Below are 19,262 nucleotides of genomic sequence, written 5' to 3'. Positions count from 1 at the left end.
CTCCTATCTCCCCCGTAAAACTCTATAAATCCGCCATCCGTCCGATGATCTCCTGATAGAACGCTTCCTGGCTGTCTCCGTGATCCAGATTATCCAGGATCACGCCGTCCTTTAACAGGATGATCCGACTGCAGTAGCTGGCCATCTGCGGATCGTGGGTGACCATTACGATGGTCTTTCCAAATTCCTGATTGATCCGCACCAGTGCGTCAATGACGATCTGGCCGGACTTGGAGTCCAGGTTCCCGGTAGGCTCGTCCGCCAGGATCAGATCCGGGTCATTGATCAGCGCACGGCAGATGGCTACCCTCTGCTTCTCACCGCCGGACAGTTCATAAGGATTCTTTTTCAGCAGATGGCTGATCTGGAACTGCTCCGCATACTTTCTGGCAGCCTTCGTCATCACGTCTACCTTCTCCTGTCCCAGGATCATAGGCAGCATGATATTCTCCTCCACAGACAGGCTGTCCATCAGATAGAAATCCTGGAATACAAAGCCAATCTGCTCTCTCCGGATATCGGCCAGTTCATCGCCATACAACTTGCTGGTGTCTTTTTCCATAAACCGCACAACGCCGTCTGTCTGCTTGTCGATCATCCCCAGCACTTTCAGAAGCGTAGTCTTTCCACACCCGGACTTTCCCATGATGCCCACGAACTCTCCCTGCTCCACAGAGAAGTTGAGACCCTTTAAGACCTTGATGTCCTCGTCACTCTTTTTCAACGCTGACTTCTGATAATTACGGATTAAATTTTCCACCTCTAATACATGCATGATTTATTTCCTCCCACTTAAGATTTCTCTGTAACTTTTTTCGCTGTCCCTGCAGCAATGAACAGAATGCCAATAAATTGTAAGATAAAATACAGCAGAAGATGAATCGCTAATACTTTTATATAATCACCGCTCATATCATCCCCAGAAGCCATCAGAAGTTTCCAGTACTGTACATTATAATTCACACCATAGACAATACCGATAATCAATGGTATTGCAGCTGTACAGATCACCTCAAACCGCGCATTCTTTCTTCTTTCTTTTCGATGCATTCCCATGGAAGATAAAAAAGTGTATCTTCTTTGCATGCTTTCTTCATCAGCCATCGCCTTTATCTTCACAATAAAAACACTACTGAACAGAAGCGACAAGATCAGCAAAAGTTTACTGCTTATCTGAAACAGACTTCGCTTCTCAATCCCGTCTACCACCTGATTTACATCATAATAGTTCTCCTGCAATGAACTCATTTCTTCTACGCCATATTTGTCCGAATAATTTTTCAGTTCTTCTCCCGCCTGAGAACGATACTCCTCCGGAATACAAAGCAACGCCAGATAGACAGGTTCGTCCTCTTTCTCCTGGAACTGTGTCCAATACTTCTCAAACCTTGCGTCTGACATAATAATCCAGCTATCCCTGTAACCATCCGAAAGGCAGCCAAGATAATTTCCACTGACAGCTTTTACCACGTCAAACTTTTCATACCCATCATCTGTATAGGTATAGATATTTAAATCCTCTCCCCGGAATCTTCCCATGCGTAAAATTTCATACACTTCCAGAGTTGACGGATCATTAATCTCCCTATCCGACTTTTCATTATCTTCTTTATACAGTCCGACTTCATTGTCGTTCAAATCAAAAGAAACTCCCATCAATTCTTTACAAGCGCTTTGCGAAATACCAAACTCATCCAGTCCAGTCATATTTACAACTTTAATCATAGGGATCCATTCCAGTGTTCCTTCGTATTTTTCCACAACGTCTTCTACTATCTTCTGATCCCCTTCCCGAATAGACAAAATATAATCATAGGGATAAAGTTCTTTATCCACATATATCGGAAAGCTTCCCGCCAGTCCCTGCACCACATATCCGGTTGCAAAAAAATGAATAATAAACAACATAAAAATCACCAGAAAGTTACTGGTAAAATGATGATTTAGCTGATTAATCCGAAACAGATGCGACAGATAAATTTTTGGACGCTTCTTTAAAACTTCCAAAAGCAGGCCGATCCCGATATACATGACAAACAGTCCTGACAAGACCCATACTACCTGTGCACGGATAGGGCCAGCCCCTCCGTTCGGAAATGTAAAAACGCCATATATGGCAAGAATAATACCTATAACAAATACGATACTCCATTTACCTGTCCGTATCTTCTTTTCCTGTATCTCTTTTCCCGCAGCAAAACTGTCCAGGCTTTTGCCTTCCATAATTGTCAGCGTAACCATAACAACAACTACAACGATCGCCAGACTTACTATAAAAGTAAGGAGATATTCCCTGAATCCGATCATAGATTTTTCAATCATGTCCGGTTCCAGACCATACAATAGCTCCTGATAGAGATAATAGATAAGACTCCCGCATAGAAAACCTGCGGCTACAGACAACAGCCATCCAAGACCATATTCAGCAAAAATGATCGTTTGAAACATTTTTTTACGGATTCCCAGCAGCATCAGCATACTGTAATCCCGCACACGCACACGTACATAGTTTCTTACTGCATAAACGGTCAGAACTACCGATACGGCTGACAGCATTATAACAGCTATAAAAAAGTCAGAACTCATAATATAGTTCGTCGCCTTATCTTCAATATGATTCCCCAGATTGTTCTTTAATCCCAAAAATACCAGCGTCAGTGAAACAGCCAGCGTATTACTCAAAAAGAACAAAAGATAATTTCTTAAGTTATATCTGAAATTTTTCAGGATTACTCTTTTTAACATTTGTTTTCCCTTTCATAATATAATTCGTCTAAAAATATTCTTTTTGACAATAAAAAAGCGCTATTCGATGAACCGTTCGAGCCACATTTCTCTTCGCTCCTCTTGGGTTCATCATAGCACTTTTCTTTTTCAATTTCGCCCTTGTTGTTCCATATTGCATCTATCTTGTTCCAAACGGTTTAATTCAAATATAATTGTCGTCTGAAACCATCCATCTTGATAAGACGCAGCAAATTGTCCTCCGTTCTTTTCTGCCAGTCTCTTTACATTTTCCAGGCCGTAACCGTGTACCAAATCTGTTTTTTCCTGCTTTCCAGACGGTTGTTTTGATGTATTTCTCACAGAAAACATCAGTTTTCCAGTCCGCTGTGTCATCCTGACATGGATTTGTTTCTTTGTAGTTTCTTTGGCTGCAGTCAGTGCATTCTGGAGAATATTAGATAAAATAACTGCCAGTTCTTCTTCCGGGCAAGGAAAATGTCTGCCATACCCAAGATCAAAGTCTATCAGTACTCCCATCTTTCCTGCCTTCTGGCAATATCGGTTTAGGATCGTATCTGCCACCGCATTTCCCGTATGAATAACTTCCAGATCCAGCGCTGTAGTCTGTGCAAGATTGTTCAAATATTTTTCTGCTTCCTGATATTTCTTCTGTTTCACCAGACCCTCTATCACATACAGGTGACTGTTAAAATCATGCGTGAGACTTCTCTGTCTGCGGTAGTTATCCAGTATGATCTTCTGCCTGCTTTCCTCATATTTTAACTGTTGTTCCAATTCTTTATTCTGCGCAGACAGCTCTCTTGCCCTTTCCAGCCTGTTTTCTAAAAGTAAAAATAGTATATTGCTAACAACTAATAAGATGACATCAGCCAACAGCCATCCGCTGACTGCATTGGTTTGAATCGCATAATAAACTACCAGCCTTAAATTTAATACCGTTCCTACCGGTATCACCAATATCTGCAGCCAGTAATAGAAGGGCTGCCTGATCTGCATTCTATGATTTTTCATTGCCTTCCCAAGAATATAGCAGACAAGTAGGACCATAGCGTCAGACAGGATCACACCTAACATCCATAACCCTACTGTTGACAAAATATCTTCCACTGTCACTTTCCCGACCAGCATGATCCCTAATATGACTCCGTAGCTGACTGCATACAAGATTACATAATACACTAAGGCGAGAAATAGTTTCTTCCAAATGCTTCCTTTGTAAAAAAATACGAGCAGACAAATAAAAAGCAGCACCACCGGTACGGTTTTTAACAGTGTATTTTCAAAATCAAGAAAATTTCTAAACAGACTGCTCCCCAAAAAACTAATCAGCAGCACTGCACTGTATAACCATTTTTTCTGATATCTGCGTTCAAAAAAACCTTCAGCCAGAAGATAGAATGCTAAAATCTCTATTCCTATAACCATAAAAGATATCCATACTGTCATGATTCTCTCCCTACCCACAGAATGTACTGTCTGATGATCTCCTGATAATTTGTCCTGCTGCAGGTGAGTCTGATACCATTATCCATCAGTGCTTTTCCATTCTCAATGGTCTGTACATGTTTCCAGTTTACCAGATAACTTTTATAAATCCTTCCGAAGCCGTACTCCAACAACTCCTGTTCCAAATCTGAAATCTTCCGATATTGCTTGTAATTTTCATGAGAAGTATAGATTGTTACATATCGCTTATAGCTCTCAAAGTACAGGATTTCATCCAGTGGAAGAGTTTGCGTTTTCCCTTTTGTACGGATTACATAATTATAATTTTGCTTATGTAGCTTGGCGATCGCATCCTCCAGTGTATAGGCCAGTGTTTTCTCAATATCCTTTTTCAGAAGGTAACGAAAAGCTTCTACCTCATAGCCCATTGGAGCCATCTCAATATATGCTGACACATAAATAATAATCGCGCGCGAAGACTTTTCTCGCAACTTTTTGCCCAGTTCTATCCCGCTTTCCCCATTTTGCAGCTTTACATCCAGAAAAAGGATCTGATAACTCTCTATCGGCCCTTCAAAAAAACCGGCAGCGTCATAATAAACATCCACACTCAATTTCAGTCCCATTTTTCTGCCATGTTTCTGAATTTCCTGACCTATCTGATCTGCATAATATTTCTCATCATCACATACCGCTATTTTTATCATATGTCCCTCATATAGAAAAACCGCCGGTCCCGGGGTTCTGCCCGGTTCCGGCGGTTTCTTTACGTTTCTTAATTTCAGACTATACCAGCTCGATCAGAACTTCCATTGCAGCGTCACCTTTACGCTGTCCGATCTTTACGATTCTTGTATATCCGCCCTTGCGGTTCTCATACTTCGGTGCGATCTCGTCAAACAGTTTTGCAACCAAATCTACTTGTTTGGTGTTTTTCTTTCTTCCGGCCGGAGTTGTCGGAACTTCCTTTACCGGATAGAGAACCTTCAGCATCTGACGGCGTGCGTGCAGTCTGCTCGGCATATCTTTTTTGATCTTCTTGTCAACTTCGTCGTATACGGTTACTTTCTTGCCGTCTACTACTTCTTTGACTCTCTTGCCGTCTTTGTCTTTGCGTGCAACCTTTGCTTTTACGGTTACCTCTTCAAAGTTATCTTTTTCTTTTACTGCCATGGCGATCAGGCCTTCTGCGATCTTGCGGATCTCTTTTGCCTTAGCCTCTGTGGTAACGATTCTTCCGTTGTTGATCAGAGCAGTTACCTGGTTTCTAAGCAGTGCTTTTCTCTGGCTTGATGTTCTGCCAAGTTTTCTGTATTTTGCCATTTTTCATATCCTCCATATATTACATTTGGTTATGCATTCTTCGGGCTTACTAGCCAAATGCTCTGCCATGCGCTTCGGTCTTACTGACAGAAGATTTACTCTTCGCCTCTGCTGAGACTTAAGCCCAGCTCATCTAATTTTGCAAGGACTTCTTCCAGGGATTTTCTTCCCAGGTTCCGTACCTTCATCATATCTTCCGGTGTCCGGTTGGTCAGCTCTTCTACCGTATTGATGCCGGCTCTCTTCAGACAATTGTAGGAACGAACGGACAGTTCCAGTTCGTCGATGCTCATTTCCAGCACCTTTTCCTTCTCATCGTCTTCTTTCTCGATCATAACTTCTGCAGCCTGGGCTACTTCGGACAGATCGATGAAGAGCTTCAGATGCTCGCTTAAGACTTTTGCAGCCAGGCTGACTGCCTCATCCGGCATCAGAGTGCCGTTGGTATAGACATCCAGCGTCAGCTTGTCAAAGTCTGTAATCTGGCCTACACGTGTGTTTTCAACCGTCAGGTTCACGCGTTCAACCGGAGTATAGATGGAATCAATGGGGATCACCGCGATTGGCAGTTCCTCATTTTTGTTCTTGTCAGCGCTTACATAGCCTCTTCCCTTTGTAATGGTAAGCTCCATGTACAGCTTGCTGTCTGCTCCGCCGTTCAGGGTTGCGATCACAGTCTCAGGATTCATGATCTCGATATCCTGATCTGCCTGAATATCTGCGCCTGTTACCACGCCTTCGCCCTCGAACTCGATATAAGCAGTCTTTGGTTCATCTGTCTCAGATGTATTCTTGATTGCCAGAGACTTCAGGTTCATGATGATCTCTGTAACATCTTCTTTCACACCCGGAATGGAACTGAACTCATGAAGCACGCCGTCGATCTTTACCTGGCTGATCGCAGCTCCCGGTAAAGAGGAGAGCATGATTCTTCTCAAGGAATTACCCAATGTTGTTCCATAGCCTCTTTCCAGAGGTTCTACAACAAATCTTCCATACTTCTTATCTTCAGATATTTCAGTTATTTCAATATTAGGTTTATTAAAATCAAACACGATTGCTCCACCTCCTGTGGTGTTACGGATTATTATTTAGAATACAACTCGACGATCAGCATCTCGTCTACCGGTACGTCGATCTCGTCACGTCTCGGAAGCTCTTTTACAGTTCCCTTCAGAGCTTCAAGATCAGACTCCAGCCACTCCGGTACAAGACGTCCTGCTGTAACCTCTGTGATTCCTTTGTATCTCGGTGAGCTTTTGTGTTTTTCTTTGATCTCGATCACATCGCCTGCCTTTACCTGGTAGGAAGGAATGTTGATCTGCTTGCCGTTTACCAGCACGTGCTTGTGGTCAACGATCTGTCTTGCTTCTCTTCTGGTTCTTGCAAGGCCAAGACGGAATACCACGTTGTCCAGTCTGGACTCCAGGATACGCATCAGGTTCTCACCTGTCATACCGCTCATGCGCTGTGCTTTCTCAAAGTAGTTTCTGAACGGCTTCTCCAGTACGCCGTAGATGAATTTTGCTTTCTGTTTCTCACGAAGCTGAAGGCCATACTCGCTCATCTTTTTGCTGGCTCTCTTCAACTGTCTGTTGGACTTTTTATCAATTCCAAGATATACAGGATCCATTCCTAAGGATCTGCATCTTTTCAGAACCGGAACTCTATTTACTGCCATGCTCTAATTTCCTCCTGATATTCTATACATATAAAATATTTTTTCATGTAGTTCTTCTTACGAAATCCGCACGTGGCCGCGCGGTTTCTGCCGATTAGACTCTTCTGCGCTTCGGCGGACGGCATCCGTTATGCGGTACCGGAGTAACGTCTCTGATGCTTGTTACGTCAATTCCGCATGCCTGCAGGGCACGGATCGCTGCTTCTCTACCGGATCCCGGTCCTTTTACCATAACATCAACGGATTTCAGACCATGCACTAATGCTGCCTTTGCTGCAGTCTCTGCTGCCATCTGTGCTGCATAAGGGGTAGATTTCCTTGAACCTCTAAATCCCAGACCACCTGCACTTGCCCATGAAAGAGCATTACCCTGTGCATCTGTTAATGTAACGATGGTGTTATTAAAAGATGACTGGATATGTGCCTGTCCGTGTTCAACGTTTTTCTTGACACGTTTCTTTGTCACTTTCTTTGTAACTCTCTTTGCCATAATAAAACTAACCTACTCTTTCCTTTTTCTTATTTATTATTTCTTCTTGTTTGCTACTGTTCTCTTCGGACCTTTTCTGGTTCTTGCGTTGGTCTTTGTCTTCTGACCACGTACCGGAAGTCCTTTTCTGTGACGGATACCTCTGTAGCATCCGATCTCCTGTAATCTCTTGATGTTGAGGGCGATCTCTCTTCTCAGATCACCTTCTACAACCTGTGTCTCATCGATCACTGCACTGATCTTCTTAACGTCTTCGTCTGTCAGATCTCTGCAGCGGATGTCCGGATTTACTCCTGCTTCAGAAAGGATACGGTTAGAGCTTGCTCTTCCGATTCCATAGATATAAGTAAGTCCGATCTCAACACGTTTGTCTCTTGGTAAATCTACACCTGCAATACGAGCCATGTGAATTTCCTCCAATTTCTTTGTTTGTTTTTTGATACTGTCTTTAATAGGGACTATTGAACAGTTGGCGAGGTTTTCTCGAGCCTACTGTGAAAAGTCGTTCCCGTTCACTTAGCGAGGTCTTTTCGAGCTTAGTGTAGGGAACTTCCACTTTAGTCCAGGTGTGTCGGTATTCACACCCTTTCCGGCCACCGGCGTATACCGGTAATGACGGGCCGGCATTAGAAGCAATATACGAGGAATCTCACCGGCTACAGGTGTTCCTTGTATATTTGAAATAGCCTACACACCGCCTGGTGTGTCACTGCTATCAGCCGCCTAAGTTAATAAACATACGTCAGGGATTAGCCCTGTCTCTGTTTATGCTTCGGGTTCTCGCAGATAATGCGAATGCTTCCTTTTCTTTTAATTACTTTACATTTTTCGCAAATTGGTTTTACTGATGATCTAACCTTCATGGGGGATCCTCCTTTCATCCATTGCTGTCTCTAAAGCTTCTCGCGCTTTTCCCCCGATTTTTATCAGCCGCCGGGGCATGGGCATAAAAATGCCCGGAAACGCGCCTATACATTATAGCACCGGCATTTTCTCAAAGTCAATACTTTTTTACTTATCTCTCCAAATAATTCTTCCCTTTGAGAGATCGTACGGGGACAGTTCCAGTGTCACCTTATCTCCCGGCAGGATCTTGATGAAGTTCATACGCAGTTTGCCGCTGATGTGGGCCAGTACCTGGTGGCCGTTTTCCAGCTCTACCTGGAACATTGCGTTTGGCAGTTTTTCTACTACGGTTCCTTCAATTTCGATTACGTCAGCTTTTGACATTCCTTTACTCCTCCTGTTATCCTTCTTTCTGATTCCATGTTTTCAGTATCTGCCTGATCTTGCTGTCATCGGCGCCTTCCAGATCATGTTTTTCCAGAATGATCTGGACGTGCTTTTTCTTTTTTTTCTTGGGTCTGTCCGACGGTCTTAACTTTCCGTCCGACAGGTATACATATGCCTCGTCGACGCCGGTGATCACATAGACCCTGCCGGTGTCGTGCCCGGCTTTCGCCCTGGCAAGCATTCCTGTCTCGAATTTATCCATTATACATCCTCCTGATGTTCGTTCTGCCCGCTTAAAAGCACCGGATCGTTTTCTGTGATCAGCACGGTGTTTTCATAATGGGCAGACAGGGAATGGTCTCTGGTCACGACCGTCCAGTCATCATCCATCCAGTCTACTTCCCAGCCGCCGATGTTGATCATCGGTTCGATCGCCAGTGTCATACCGGCCTTCAAAAGAACACCTTTCCGGTTCATGGCATAGTTGGGGATCTCCGGCGCTTCATGGAGCGCATTGCCGATCCCGTGTCCGCACAGGTCGCGTACCACACCGTACCCGAAGCTTTCCGCATATCTGCCGATGGCTGAGGATATATCAAATAGATGGTTGCCTTCTCTGGCATATTTTATACCTTCAAAGAAACATTCCCGCGTTACCCGGATCAGTTTCTTTGCTTCTTCACTGATTTCCCCGACGCCGTGGGTACGCGCGGCGTCGGAGTGATAGCCTTTGTAGATCACACCTGCGTCCAGACTGACGATGTCTCCTTCCCGGATAAAGTGATGCGGGCTTGGGATCCCGTGCACCACCTCGTCGTTGACGGATACGCAGATTGAGGCAGGATAGCCATTATAATTAAGGAAAGAAGGCATACAGCCATAACTCCTTATGATCTCTTCGCCCAGTTCATCGATCTGTTTTGTGGTCATTCCCGGATGCAGCGCTTTCCCGAGTTCGTTGTGAACGATCTCCAGGATCCGCCCTGCTTCTGTCATCAGTTCGATCTCCCTGGGTGATTTTACTGTAATCGGCATCTCTTACTCTCCTAAGATCTCTGTGATCGCCTGGAATACTTCGTCAATGTCGACGGTTCCGTCTACACGTTTTAAGATTCCGGCATTGGTGTAATAATCGATCAGCGGCTGTGTCTGTTCATGATAAACGCCCAGACGCTTTGTTACGGTCTCCGGCTTATCGTCGTCCCTGAGGATCAGTTCGCCGCCGCAGGTATCGCAGATCCCTTCCTGCTTCGGAGGCGCATATTCCAGATGATATGTAGCTCCGCATCCGACGCAGGCGCGGCGTCCGCCCATCCGGCGCACAATGTTCTCATCCGGAACATCTACGTCAATGGCATAGTCCAGTTTCTGTCCCTGACCGGCCAGCGCCTTTGTAAGCGCTTCTGCCTGAGGAATGGTCCGCGGAAAACCATCCAGAACGTATCCGTTTGCACAGTCTTCCTGGTTCACACGGTCTACCACCAGGTCAACAACCAGTTCATCCGGTACCAGCAGTCCCTGGTCCATGTAGGTCTTTGCCTTCTTTCCAAGCTCCGTGCCGTTCTTAATGTTTGCACGGAAAATATCTCCGGTGGAGATGTGTGGAATAGAGTACTTTGCGGCGATCTTCTTCGCCTGGGTTCCTTTTCCTGCTCCGGGAGCACCTAACATAACAACCTTCATATTATACCTCCTCCTTAATAGCACTTTAACCCGCGAAAAATTTTTCCGCGAGTTGAAAATGCTAACTATTTAAAAATCCTTTGTAATTACGTACAAGCATCTGTGATTCGATCTGCTTCATCGTCTCAAGTACGACGCTGACGATAATGATCAGCGAGGTTCCTCCGAAGGAAACCTGTGCGCCAAGCCAGCCGTTGAAGAGGATCGGTACGATCTGTACCAGGATCAGTCCGCAGGCGCCTACAAAGATGATGTAATTCAGGATCTTTGTCAGGTACTCTACGGTGGGCCTGCCCGGACGGATGCCGGGGATAAAGCCGCCGCTCTTCTTTAAGTTGTTGGCGATTTCCATCGGGTTAAATGTAATTGATGTATAAAAATAGGCAAAGAATACAGTCAGGATAATGTATACGACCAGTCCCCAGCTGTACTGCAGCTGATCCGGATTACACCAGTTGCTCTGGTTTAATCCTCTTAAGATCTGGCTTCCGATGCCGTTGCCCTCTCCTTTTCCCATAAAGGATGCGATCACGACAGGTGTCTGCATCAGGGATGAGGAGAAGATGATCGGGATTACGCCGGCTGTGTTGACCTTCAGAGGAAGGTTGGATGACTGACCGCCTACAGACCGTCTTCCCACGATCTTCTGGGAATACTGTACCGCAATCCTGCGCACGCCGCCCTGAAGGATTACGATGAACACTACCAGGGCAAGGATGATAGCCAGGATAACAAGCGCTGCCAGCGCTGCGGATGCAACAGGCTTATCCTTTACGAACTGCTCATAGAGTCTGGTCATATCGCTTGGGATACTGGAAATGATATTGATCACAAGTACGATGGAGATACCATTTCCCACACCTTTTTCCGTGATCCTTTCACCGATCCACATCAGGAATGCGCTTCCTGCGGTCAGTGTCAGGATGACGATGGCGATATTGACGAAATTATACTCTATCAGGAGTCCCTGTCTTCCAAAACCGATAGCCATAGCGGATGACTGGATCAGCGCAAGGAGTACCGTAACATAACGGGTGATCGCAACGATCTTCTTCCGTCCGTCCTCTCCTTCCTTTCGCATCTCCTCCAGTTTGGGGATTGCGATAGTAAGAAGCTGCATGATGATGGAAGATGTGATGTACGGTGTGATACTCAGCGCGAATACAGACATCTGCTCAAAAGAGCCTCCGGTGAAAGCGTTAAACAAGTTAAACGCTTCCCCGGTATGCTGTTCAAAAAAGTTCTGAATAAACTGAGCGTTTACTCCGGGCGTCGGCAACTGTGATCCCACGCGGATCACTACCAGCATCAAAAACGTATATAAGATCTTCTTACGAATATCCTTGATCTGAAATGCCCTACGGAATGTATCTAACATTAGATCACCTCTGCTTTTCCACCTAACGCTTCAATCTTTTCTACAGCGCCTGCACTGAATGCATTTGCCTGAACTGTAAGCTTCTTTGTAAGCTCACCGTTTCCGAGGATCTTAACGCCGTCTCTCGGATTCTTTACGATGCCCTGCTCAACCAGTGTCTCTACAGAAACAACTGCGTCGTTATCGAACACTTCCAGAGCGCTGACATTGATTCCGACGATAGTCTTGGAATTTCTGTTGGTAAATCCTCTCTTCGGAATCCGTCTATATAATGGCATCTGGCCGCCTTCAAATCCCGGTCTTGTGCCTCCGGAACGAGCCTTCTGGCCTTTGTGTCCCTTACCGGCTGTCTTACCGTTTCCAGAACCGTGTCCACGTCCTCTTCTGAAATTATCACTGTGCTTTGCACCGTCTGCAGGTCTTAAGTTTGATAAATCCATGGTGACACCTCCTTCTTTCGAAATATGTTTCTTATGCTTCTTCTACTTTTACCAGGTGCTGCACCTGTTTGATCATGCCTCTTGTAGCTGCATTATCCGGAAGCTCCACGGTCTTGCCTGTCTTCTTCAGTCCCAGTGCTTCCACAGTTCTCTTATGCTTCGGTACGGCGCCGATGGTAGATTTTACTAAAGTAACTTTTAAATTTGCCATTTTCGGTCTCCCTCCTTACCCTAAAATCTCTTCGATTGATTTTCCGCGAAGTCTGGAAACCTCCTCCGGAGTTTTGATCTGACGTAATCCATCGATCGTAGCAAGAACGACGTTCTGCTTATTGTTGGATCCGAGAGATTTGGTACGGATGTTCTTAATTCCCGCCATCTCGATCACGGCACGGGCCGGACCTCCGGCGATCACACCGGTACCTTCCGGAGCTGTTTTGAGCAGTACAGAAGCTCCTCCGAACTTTCCGATAAAATCGTGTACGATACTTTCATTTTCATTCAGCGCTACTGTGATCAGGTGCTTTGCAGCATCCTCTTTTCCTTTGCGGATCGCTTCCGGAATTTCAGTAGCCTTTCCTAAACCTGCACCAACATGGCCATTTCCATCGCCGACAACTACTAAAGCTGTGAATCTCATATTACGGCCACCCTTAACAACTTTGGTTACACGTTTAATTGACACTACTTTTTCATTTAATTCTAACTGACTAGCATCAATACGTTCCTGTTTCATGTGTGCTCCTCCTTCTAGAAATTCAGCCCAGCTTCTCTAGCTGCGTCTGCTAATGCCTGGATTTTTCCCTGGTATATAAAGCCGCCTCTGTCAAAGACAACATCTTTGATACCTTTTTCCAGCGCCTTCTCGGCAATTACTTTTCCAAGGTATGCTGCCGCATCAACATCGTTGGTTTTTTCCAGATTTGCTTTCACATCTTTCTGAAGAGTGGAAGCAGATACGAGAGTATTACCAACTGTATCGTCAATGATCTGTGCATACATATGATTGTTGCTTCTAAACACAGCCAGACGCGGGCACTCGGCCGTACCGTTCAAACGGTTGCGGATCTTTCTGTGCTTATTAACACGAACTACACTTCTTGATTTTTTGCTAACCATTTTCACACTCTCCTTACTTATTTTTTACCAGTCTTACCAACTTTACGTCTGATCACTTCATCAGCATACTTGATTCCCTTGCCCTTGTACGGCTCCGGTCTTCTCTTGTCTCTGATTTCAGCAGCGTATTGGCCTACTTTTTCTTTGTCGATACCTTTAACGGTGATCTTGTTCTGTCCTTCAACAACAGTCTCAACACCTTCAGGATCGATCATTTCAACTGGATGAGAGTATCCAAGACTCAGAGTCAGCTTGTTTCCTGATTTTGCCGCTCTGTATCCGACACCGTTTACTTCCAGAACTTTCTGATATCCTTCTGTAACACCAACAACCATGTTGTTGATCAGTGTTCTTGTCAGACCGTGCAGAGATTTCATTCTCTTCAGATCGTTCGGTCTGGTTACAATGATTTCTTCGCCTTCCTTTTTGATTTCCATCTCGGTCGGCAGTTCTCTCTCAAGGGTTCCCTTCGGTCCCTTAACAGTCACTTTATTATTTTCTGCGATCTCTACAGTTACGCCTGCGGGAATCGCTACCGGCAGTCTTCCAATACGTGACATTGCCTGTTCCTCCTTAACTTAAATTTTCGGAGCAGATGCTTGCCTGCTCTGTTTTCAGTTGCTTTGTGATTGTTACCAAACGTAGCAGAGAACCTCTCCGCCTACGCCCTGTTTTCTTGCTTCTTTGTCAGTGATCACGCCCTTATTAGTGGAGATGATCGCTGTTCCCAGTCCTCCGAATACTCTCGGCAGATCTTCGCAGTTTGCATACACACGAAGTCCCGGCTTGGAGATTCTCTTCAGGCCTGTGATTACTTTCTCATTCTTATCTGCGCCGTATTTCAGGGTGATATGAATGGTCTTAAATACGCCGTCTTCAACAAGATCGTATTTCTCAATATATCCTTCGTCAAGCAGGATGTTCGCAATGGCGAGTTTCATCTTGGATGACGGTACATCTACTGTATCATGTTTTGCAGTATTCGCATTACGGATTCTTGTAAGCATATCTGCGATTGGATCACTCATTGTCATGATATTCTTTCCTCCTTACCAGCTTGCTTTCTTAACGCCCGGGATCTGTCCTTTGTATGCCAGTTCACGGAAGCAAACACGGCAGATACCATATTTTCTCAAATATGCGTGTGGACGTCCACAGATTCTGCAGCGGTTGTATTCTCTGGTAGAGAATTTCTGTTTGCGCTGCTGTTTTACTTTCATCGCTGTCTTAGCCATAATTTACCTCCTTATTTTGTAAACGGCATGTTGAACTGTGTCAGCAGCTCGCGAGCCTCTTCGTCTGTCTTAGCAGTTGTGACAAAGATCACATCCATACCTCTTACCTTGTCAACCTTATCGTATTCGATCTCCGGGAAGATGAGCTGCTCCTTGATACCAAGTGCATAGTTTCCTCTTCCGTCGAATGCGTTGGGGTTCACACCTCTGAAGTCACGTACACGAGGCAGAGCCAGGTTGATCAGACGATCCATGAACTCGTACATTCTCTCTCCTCTTAACGTAACCTTACATCCGATTGCCATTCCTTCTCTGACTTTGAAGTTAGCCACGGATTTCTTGGCTCTGCAGATTACCGCTTTCTGTCCGGAGATCTTCTCCAGGTCAGCGATTGCGGAGTCCAGAACCTTTGCATTGTCTTTTGCTTCGCCAACGCCCATGTTGATCACGATCTTATCAAGCTTTGGCACTTCCATGATATTTTTATAACCGAACTTTTTCGTCAGTGCGTCGACGATCTCGTTCTGATACTGTTCTTTCAGTCTACTCAATGCGTACACCCTCCTTCCTGGATTAATCGATCACTTCGCCTGTAGATTTAGCGTAGCGTACTTTCTTATCTCCGTCCATCTTGATTCCGACTCTGGTTGCCTTTCCTTTGTGAACATACATCACGTTGGAAATGTCGATGGAGCCTTCCTGATGGATGATTCCGCCGTTCTGGTTTGCAGCGCTTGGTTTGGTGTGCTTGGTCAGCATGTTGATGCCTTCAACCACTACTCTGCCTTTTTTCTGATCAACGGAAATCACTTTGCCTTCTTTGTCTTTATCTTTTCCTGCGATCACTTTTACGGTGTCGCCTTTTTTGATCTTTAACATAGACATCTTGCTCGCACCTCCTTACAGTACTTCCGGAGCCAGGGAGACGATTCTCATGAACTGTTTGTCACGGAGCTCTCTTGCTACCGGCCCGAAAATACGGGTTCCTCTTGGTGTCTTATCATCCTTGATGATAACTGCTGCATTCTCGTCAAAACGGATGTAGGAGCCGTCTTTACGACGTGTGCTGTTTACAGTACGGACAACAACTGCCTTTACTACATCACCTTTTTTAACAACGCCGCCTGGTGTTGCATCTTTAACGGAAGCAACGATGATATCACCGATACTTGCATATCTTCTTGTTGAACCGCCAAGTACACGGATACACAGTAATTCTTTCGCACCTGTGTTATCTGCTACTTTCAGTCTGCTTTCTTGCTGTATCATGCAGGTTTCCCTCCTTATACTATTTCACTTTTTCCATAACTTCGACAAGTCTCCATCTCTTATCTTTGGACAGCGGTCTTGTCTCCATAACTTTTACTGTGTCGCCGATGTTACACTCGTTATTTTCATCATGTGCTTTCAGCTTATAAGTTTTCTTAACAATCTTCTTATACAGTGGATGTTTTACATGATCTTCTACTGCAACAACGATGGTCTTATCCATTTTATTGCTGATAACTTTACCAACACGTGTTTTTCTAAGATTTCTTTCCACAGTCTATACTCCTTTCATTGTATAGGATGTTCTGCTATTTTGCGCTCTTTTCAGTGATGATGGTCTGAATTCTGGCAATATTTCTTCTCACTTCTTTGATTCTGCTGGTGTTGTCTAACTGATTGGTCGCGTTCTGGAATCTCAGGTTGAAAAGTTCCTTTTTAGCAGCTACTAATTCTTCGTTCAGCTCTGCAGCTGATTTTGTCTTTAAATCTTCTACAAATGCATTAATTTTCACTGTTATCACCGCCTTCTAAGTCTGCGCGAGAAACTATTTTACATTTACATGGCAGCTTGTGGGTTGCCAGACGAAGAGCTTCTCTTGCAACTTCTTCTGATACGCCCGCGATCTCGAACATTACACGGCCAGGCTTTACAACTGCTACCCAGTATTCCAGAGTTCCTTTACCGGAACCCATACGTGTCTCGGCTGGTTTCGTAGTTACAGGTTTATCCGGGAATATTTTGATCCAGACTTTACCGCCACGCTTGATGTAACGAGTCATGGCAACACGGGCAGCCTCGATCTGGTTGGAACGGATCCAGCAGGGTTCCATTGCAACAATACCATATTCACCATTTGTAATCTTGTTTCCGCGGAGAGCTTTGCCCTTCATAGTGCCACGGAACTGTTTACGACGTTTTACTCTTTTTGGCATTAACATGTTTATTTCTCTCCTTCCTTATCTGCTTTCTCCGGAAGAACTTCGCCTTTGTAGACCCATACCTTAACGCCTACTTTTCCATAGGTGGTATCTGCCTCAGCGAATCCGTAATCAATGTCTGCTCTCAGTGTCTGAAGAGGAATGGTGCCTTCGCTGTAGAACTCGGTACGCGCCATATCAGCTCCGCCAAGACGTCCGGATACGGAAGTCTTCACACCAAGGGCTCCTGCCTTCATGGTTCTGGACATGCAGGATTTCATTGCACGTCTGAAGGAAATACGGTTCTCAAGCTGCTGTGCGATATTTTCTGCTACAAGCTGTGCATCCTTATCCGGTCTCTTGATCTCTCTGATGTCTACGATCAGCTTCTTGTCTGTGAACTGCTTAAGCTCACCTTTTACTTTCTCGATCTCAGAACCGCCTTTACCGATAACAACACCCGGCTTAGCTGTGTAGATAGCGATTTTTACGCGGTCAGATGCTCTCTCGATCTCGATCTTGGAGATACCAGCGCTGTATAATCTTTTCTTAAGATACGTTCTGATTTCATGGTCTTCTACTAAGTAGTCTGCAAACTCTTTTTCTGCATACCATTTAGAGTCCCAGTCTTTGATAACACCGACTCTCAAGCCATGAGGATTAACTTTCTGTCCCATGTTTGCCCTCCTTATCTTTCATCAAGCACAAGTGTAATGTGGCTCATTCTCTTCTCGATTCTGTAAGCTCTGCCCTGTGCTCTAGGTCTGATTCTCTTCATTGTTGGTCCTTTGTTTGCATAAGCCTCTGCAATATAAAGGTTCTCAGCGTTCATACCGTTGTTGTTCTCGGCATTTGCAATTGCAGACTCTAATAATTTCTTTATTAAGCTAGAAGCATATCTTGGATTGTATGTCAGAATACCAAGTGCTGTTGTTACATCCTTACCTCTGATGGCATCCAGTACGAAGCATGCCTTCTGAACAGAAACCCTAGCGTAAGATAACTTAGCTGAAGGTCTTGTGTCCTTGTTAGCATTTCTTTCTCTCTTAATCTGGGATCTATGTCCTTTTGCCATGGATGAACCCTCCTTTCAAAATCTAATATTATCTAACCTTTGATTTCTTTTCGTCTTTTCCGTGTCCTCTATATGTTCTGGTAGCTACGAACTCACCGAGTTTGTGTCCTACCATGTCTTCTGTCACATATACCGGAACGTGTTTTCTTCCGTCATGTACGGCGATTGTATGTCCAACCATGCTCGGGAAGATTGTGGAACGACGGGACCATGTCTTGATAACAGACTTCTCTCCCTTTTCGTTCATGGCGTCAATCTTTTTGAGCAGGCTTGCATCTGCGAATGGTCCTTTTTTAATTGAACGTGCCATAGGTTCTAACCTCCTTAAATACTATTTGATCGCTTTACCATCTCTTCTTCTTACAATCATCTTGTTAGAAGCTTTGTTTTTCTTTCTTGTCTTAAGACCAAGTGCTGGCTTGCCCCAAGGTGTGCACGGACCCGGACGTCCGATTCCAGTCTTGCCTTCACCACCACCGTGCGGATGGTCATTCGGGTTCATAACAGAACCACGAACAGTCGGTCTGATACCCATGTGACGTTTCCGTCCTGCTTTACCAATGTTGATCAGGTTGTGGTCACCGTTTCCTACAACACCGATGGAAGCACGGCACTCGCTGAGCACCATTCTCATCTCTCCGGAAGGAAGACGAAGAGTTGCGTATCTTCCCTCTTTTGCCATCAGCTGCGCGCTGTTTCCTGCGGAACGTACCATCTGTCCGCCCTTGCCAGGATGCAGCTCAATGTTGTGGATCTGTGTACCTACCGGGATCTCGGAAAGAGGCAGGCAGTTTCCTACTCTTACTTCTGCTTCCGGTCCGTTCATAACCTGCATGCCGTCTGTCAGTCCTTCCGGAGCAAGGATGTATGCCTTTTCTCCGTCTTCATAACAGATCAGCGCGATATTTGCTGTTCTGTTCGGATCATACTCGATACCAAGAACAGTTGCGTGAATACCATCTTTTCTTCTCTTGAAGTCGATGATTCTGTATTTCTTCTTAGCTCCGCCTCCGCGGTGTCTTACTGTAATCTTTCCCTGATTGTTACGTCCTGCCTGTCTGCTTTTGGAAGCCAGCAGAGACTTTTCCGGAGTTGTCTTTGTGATCTCTGAAAAATCAGATCCGGTCATCTGCCTTCTGGAAGGCGTATATGGGCGGTATGTCTTAATTCCCATTGTTGTTCTCCTTTCAAATGTTTATTATCACGGTTTCTGTCCGTATGCTG

Annotated in this window: 32 protein-coding genes; all 32 read right to left on the bottom strand. The window is 45.0% G+C overall.

The window, feature by feature from the left end; genetic code table 11:
* Positions 1 to 22 precede the first annotated feature (22 nt).
* Positions 23 to 775: an ABC transporter ATP-binding protein gene (locus tag H6A13_RS04400; RefSeq protein WP_204908401.1), complete on the bottom strand. Its 753-nt coding sequence runs from the start codon at positions 773 to 775 to the stop codon at positions 23 to 25.
* A gap of 17 nt (positions 776 to 792) precedes the next feature.
* The gene (locus H6A13_RS04395; protein ID WP_204908400.1) at positions 793 to 2,745 is read right to left on the bottom strand and encodes an FtsX-like permease family protein; all 1,953 of its coding nucleotides are present in this window, start codon (positions 2,743 to 2,745) and stop codon (positions 793 to 795) included.
* Between the two features lie 129 nt (positions 2,746 to 2,874).
* Entirely contained in the window at positions 2,875 to 4,194 is a 1,320-nt protein-coding gene (locus H6A13_RS04390) for a sensor histidine kinase (protein WP_204908399.1), read from the bottom strand.
* Positions 4,191 to 4,901, bottom strand: coding sequence for a LytR/AlgR family response regulator transcription factor (locus H6A13_RS04385; RefSeq protein ID WP_204908398.1), 711 nt, complete (start codon positions 4,899 to 4,901; stop codon positions 4,191 to 4,193). The genes H6A13_RS04390 and H6A13_RS04385 overlap by 4 nt, the downstream gene beginning before the upstream one ends.
* 79 nt (positions 4,902 to 4,980) lie before the next feature.
* On the bottom strand, positions 4,981 to 5,517 hold the full coding sequence (locus H6A13_RS04380; protein WP_204908397.1) for a bL17 family ribosomal protein: 537 nt from the start codon (positions 5,515 to 5,517) through the stop codon (positions 4,981 to 4,983).
* A gap of 95 nt (positions 5,518 to 5,612) precedes the next feature.
* Positions 5,613 to 6,572, bottom strand: a complete 960-nt coding sequence (locus tag H6A13_RS04375; protein ID WP_204908396.1) for a DNA-directed RNA polymerase subunit alpha — start codon at positions 6,570 to 6,572, stop codon at positions 5,613 to 5,615.
* Between the two features lie 32 nt (positions 6,573 to 6,604).
* Positions 6,605 to 7,198 (bottom strand): 30S ribosomal protein S4, encoded by a 594-nt coding sequence (gene rpsD, locus H6A13_RS04370; protein ID WP_204908395.1) that lies wholly within the window; start codon positions 7,196 to 7,198, stop codon positions 6,605 to 6,607.
* A gap of 94 nt (positions 7,199 to 7,292) precedes the next feature.
* The gene (gene rpsK / locus H6A13_RS04365) at positions 7,293 to 7,688 is read right to left on the bottom strand and encodes a 30S ribosomal protein S11 (RefSeq protein ID WP_204908394.1); all 396 of its coding nucleotides are present in this window, start codon (positions 7,686 to 7,688) and stop codon (positions 7,293 to 7,295) included.
* Positions 7,689 to 7,724: 36 nt separating this feature from the next.
* Complete coding sequence (rpsM, locus tag H6A13_RS04360) at positions 7,725 to 8,093, bottom strand: 30S ribosomal protein S13 (protein ID WP_204908393.1); 369 nt, start codon at positions 8,091 to 8,093, stop codon at positions 7,725 to 7,727.
* Between the two features lie 344 nt (positions 8,094 to 8,437).
* The gene (rpmJ, locus tag H6A13_RS04355) at positions 8,438 to 8,551 is read right to left on the bottom strand and encodes a 50S ribosomal protein L36 (RefSeq protein WP_003022746.1); all 114 of its coding nucleotides are present in this window, start codon (positions 8,549 to 8,551) and stop codon (positions 8,438 to 8,440) included.
* Between the two features lie 148 nt (positions 8,552 to 8,699).
* Complete coding sequence (infA, locus tag H6A13_RS04350) at positions 8,700 to 8,918, bottom strand: translation initiation factor IF-1 (protein WP_004607275.1); 219 nt, start codon at positions 8,916 to 8,918, stop codon at positions 8,700 to 8,702.
* Positions 8,919 to 8,934: 16 nt separating this feature from the next.
* Positions 8,935 to 9,183, bottom strand: a complete 249-nt coding sequence (locus tag H6A13_RS04345; RefSeq protein ID WP_204908392.1) for a KOW domain-containing RNA-binding protein — start codon at positions 9,181 to 9,183, stop codon at positions 8,935 to 8,937.
* On the bottom strand, positions 9,183 to 9,956 hold the full coding sequence (gene map / locus H6A13_RS04340) for a type I methionyl aminopeptidase (protein ID WP_204908391.1): 774 nt from the start codon (positions 9,954 to 9,956) through the stop codon (positions 9,183 to 9,185). Before map ends, H6A13_RS04345 begins: the two co-directional genes overlap by 1 nt.
* A gap of 3 nt (positions 9,957 to 9,959) precedes the next feature.
* Positions 9,960 to 10,604 (bottom strand): adenylate kinase, encoded by a 645-nt coding sequence (locus tag H6A13_RS04335; RefSeq protein ID WP_204908390.1) that lies wholly within the window; start codon positions 10,602 to 10,604, stop codon positions 9,960 to 9,962.
* 61 nt (positions 10,605 to 10,665) lie between these two features.
* Entirely contained in the window at positions 10,666 to 11,982 is a 1,317-nt protein-coding gene (gene secY, locus H6A13_RS04330; protein ID WP_204908389.1) for a preprotein translocase subunit SecY, read from the bottom strand.
* On the bottom strand, positions 11,982 to 12,422 hold the full coding sequence (gene rplO / locus H6A13_RS04325) for a 50S ribosomal protein L15 (RefSeq protein ID WP_204908388.1): 441 nt from the start codon (positions 12,420 to 12,422) through the stop codon (positions 11,982 to 11,984). The genes secY and rplO overlap by 1 nt, the downstream gene beginning before the upstream one ends.
* A gap of 31 nt (positions 12,423 to 12,453) precedes the next feature.
* Positions 12,454 to 12,633, bottom strand: coding sequence for a 50S ribosomal protein L30 (gene rpmD / locus H6A13_RS04320; protein WP_204908387.1), 180 nt, complete (start codon positions 12,631 to 12,633; stop codon positions 12,454 to 12,456).
* Between the two features lie 15 nt (positions 12,634 to 12,648).
* Complete coding sequence (rpsE, locus tag H6A13_RS04315) at positions 12,649 to 13,158, bottom strand: 30S ribosomal protein S5 (protein ID WP_204908386.1); 510 nt, start codon at positions 13,156 to 13,158, stop codon at positions 12,649 to 12,651.
* A gap of 14 nt (positions 13,159 to 13,172) precedes the next feature.
* A complete protein-coding gene (rplR, locus tag H6A13_RS04310) occupies positions 13,173 to 13,541 on the bottom strand; it encodes a 50S ribosomal protein L18 (protein WP_204908385.1) in 369 nt (122 codons plus the stop codon).
* 17 nt (positions 13,542 to 13,558) lie between these two features.
* Positions 13,559 to 14,101 (bottom strand): 50S ribosomal protein L6, encoded by a 543-nt coding sequence (gene rplF, locus H6A13_RS04305; RefSeq protein ID WP_204908384.1) that lies wholly within the window; start codon positions 14,099 to 14,101, stop codon positions 13,559 to 13,561.
* 72 nt (positions 14,102 to 14,173) lie between these two features.
* Entirely contained in the window at positions 14,174 to 14,575 is a 402-nt protein-coding gene (gene rpsH, locus H6A13_RS04300; protein ID WP_204908383.1) for a 30S ribosomal protein S8, read from the bottom strand.
* Positions 14,576 to 14,590: 15 nt separating this feature from the next.
* Positions 14,591 to 14,776, bottom strand: a complete 186-nt coding sequence (locus tag H6A13_RS04295; RefSeq protein ID WP_006427396.1) for a type Z 30S ribosomal protein S14 — start codon at positions 14,774 to 14,776, stop codon at positions 14,591 to 14,593.
* An 11-nt stretch (positions 14,777 to 14,787) separates the two neighbouring features.
* Positions 14,788 to 15,327: a 50S ribosomal protein L5 gene (gene rplE / locus H6A13_RS04290; protein ID WP_070087926.1), complete on the bottom strand. Its 540-nt coding sequence runs from the start codon at positions 15,325 to 15,327 to the stop codon at positions 14,788 to 14,790.
* A gap of 22 nt (positions 15,328 to 15,349) precedes the next feature.
* Positions 15,350 to 15,655, bottom strand: a complete 306-nt coding sequence (gene rplX / locus H6A13_RS04285; RefSeq protein ID WP_338043007.1) for a 50S ribosomal protein L24 — start codon at positions 15,653 to 15,655, stop codon at positions 15,350 to 15,352.
* A 21-nt stretch (positions 15,656 to 15,676) separates the two neighbouring features.
* The gene (rplN, locus tag H6A13_RS04280; RefSeq protein ID WP_204908381.1) at positions 15,677 to 16,045 is read right to left on the bottom strand and encodes a 50S ribosomal protein L14; all 369 of its coding nucleotides are present in this window, start codon (positions 16,043 to 16,045) and stop codon (positions 15,677 to 15,679) included.
* Positions 16,046 to 16,064: 19 nt separating this feature from the next.
* A complete protein-coding gene (gene rpsQ / locus H6A13_RS04275) occupies positions 16,065 to 16,319 on the bottom strand; it encodes a 30S ribosomal protein S17 (protein ID WP_204908380.1) in 255 nt (84 codons plus the stop codon).
* Between the two features lie 34 nt (positions 16,320 to 16,353).
* Positions 16,354 to 16,566, bottom strand: coding sequence for a 50S ribosomal protein L29 (gene rpmC / locus H6A13_RS04270; protein ID WP_476703425.1), 213 nt, complete (start codon positions 16,564 to 16,566; stop codon positions 16,354 to 16,356).
* Positions 16,547 to 16,984, bottom strand: a complete 438-nt coding sequence (gene rplP / locus H6A13_RS04265) for a 50S ribosomal protein L16 (RefSeq protein ID WP_070087931.1) — start codon at positions 16,982 to 16,984, stop codon at positions 16,547 to 16,549. The genes rpmC and rplP overlap by 20 nt, the downstream gene beginning before the upstream one ends.
* Positions 16,985 to 16,986: 2 nt before the next feature.
* On the bottom strand, positions 16,987 to 17,640 hold the full coding sequence (gene rpsC / locus H6A13_RS04260) for a 30S ribosomal protein S3 (protein WP_204908378.1): 654 nt from the start codon (positions 17,638 to 17,640) through the stop codon (positions 16,987 to 16,989).
* Between the two features lie 11 nt (positions 17,641 to 17,651).
* The gene (gene rplV / locus H6A13_RS04255; RefSeq protein WP_004607294.1) at positions 17,652 to 18,038 is read right to left on the bottom strand and encodes a 50S ribosomal protein L22; all 387 of its coding nucleotides are present in this window, start codon (positions 18,036 to 18,038) and stop codon (positions 17,652 to 17,654) included.
* Between the two features lie 28 nt (positions 18,039 to 18,066).
* Entirely contained in the window at positions 18,067 to 18,348 is a 282-nt protein-coding gene (gene rpsS / locus H6A13_RS04250) for a 30S ribosomal protein S19 (protein ID WP_204908377.1), read from the bottom strand.
* 21 nt (positions 18,349 to 18,369) lie between these two features.
* Positions 18,370 to 19,212 (bottom strand): 50S ribosomal protein L2, encoded by an 843-nt coding sequence (gene rplB, locus H6A13_RS04245; RefSeq protein ID WP_204908376.1) that lies wholly within the window; start codon positions 19,210 to 19,212, stop codon positions 18,370 to 18,372.
* Between the last annotated feature and the right edge of the window lie 50 nt (positions 19,213 to 19,262).

Source organism: Mordavella massiliensis, from assembly GCF_016902415.1.
Taxonomy (GTDB): domain Bacteria; phylum Bacillota; class Clostridia; order Lachnospirales; family Lachnospiraceae; genus Merdimonas; species Merdimonas faecigallinarum.
This window is presented reverse-complemented; position numbering and strand designations above follow the sequence as displayed.